At 56.9% G+C, this 1,127-nt stretch carries 1 protein-coding gene; it reads right to left on the reverse strand.

Going from position 1 to position 1,127, the window contains the following annotated elements; genetic code table 11:
• Positions 1-39 precede the first annotated feature (39 nt).
• Positions 40-1,053 carry an IS30 family transposase gene (locus tag J2X53_RS22495; protein ID WP_349039715.1) on the reverse strand — a complete coding sequence of 338 codons (1,014 nt, stop codon included), beginning with the start codon at positions 1,051-1,053 and terminating at the stop codon, positions 40-42.
• Positions 1,054-1,127 lie beyond the last annotated feature (74 nt).

Raw genomic sequence — 1,127 nt, forward strand, 5'->3', positions numbered from 1 at the left:
TGTGGGTTCGACTTCAGCTGCGACGGCGACTGTCTGAGATTAGTGTGAAACCCTTCCATGGTCCAAGAGCTGATCGCGGAACGCTTCTGCTGGCGTTCTGAAGCCTAAGCACTTTCGCGGTGTCGCATTAAGTCTGTCGCAGAGCGACGCCATCTCATGATCCGGCATGGTGAGAATGACCGTGTCAGACGGTAGGTAGCGACGGACACGCTTGTTCATGTTCTCGACCGATCCCTTTTGCCATGGCGCTTGCGGATCGCAGAACCAAGCTTGTGCGCCGAGGCCGGTTTCGAGGTCACGCCATGAGACAAATTCGAGTCCTCGGTCGAATGTCAGGCTCCGACGCGCGTTTTGGGGCAGGGGTGACATGAGGTTGATAAGCCGCATCATGATCGGCTTCGAACGACGGTCGTTGTTGCGGAACAGGACAGTGAAACGGGTCTTCCGCTCAATCAACGTGGCCACATTGGCGGGCCCGTGTTCTTTGCGAAAAATCATCAGATCTGCCTCCCAATGCCCGAATTCTTCGCGGGATGCGACCGCTGCGGGTCTATTGCGGATCGCTGAACTCTCTGGAAACACGAGACTTCTCGGCTTTCTCGCATAGCGTGGCTTTCGCTTGCGCCGGCGCTCCGGCAGATAGCGGGCCAGGTCTTGGTTGCGGCCGTCTTCAGAGTAGACGTATCGGTAGATCGTCTCATGGCACAACCGATGTTTGGACCCGGGTTCTGCCTTCAATCGCCCTGCAATCTGCTCGGGAGACCAGCCTGCCATCAACCGATCAATGACGGCATGACGCAACCCGGAGTGACGCACGAGTTTGCGGTTGCGCGCTCGACGACCTTGCGCAAGCTGTTGTGCCGTTACGGGCCAGTAACCATCAGCCTGCGGCACTTCGGCATCGCGCCACCAGTTTCGCCTGATCTCCCGATAGATCGTCGAACGGTGCCGCGACAGAACACGCGCGATCTCGACAATCCTTGTCTTGTGGTGAAGCAGCCGCGCAAGAATCCTGCGCTCTTCGACGTTCAGTTCAACATGTGAGCAGGGCATGGAAACCTCCATCTAACCCTCTGAAGTTACTCATTTGTCGCAACTGAAGATAGAATGTGCCCGCTTACATTTCT

The sequence above is a fragment of the Pseudotabrizicola sp. 4114 genome (genome assembly GCF_031457365.1).
In the GTDB taxonomy this organism is placed as follows: Bacteria; Pseudomonadota; Alphaproteobacteria; order Rhodobacterales; family Rhodobacteraceae; genus Pseudotabrizicola.

What these genes read in the sequence shown, in the direction of transcription:
- J2X53_RS22495 (WP_349039715.1), bottom strand. Translation starts at nt 1,053, where the DNA reads ATGCCCTGCTCACATGTTGAACTGAACGTCGAAGAGCGCAGGATTCTT.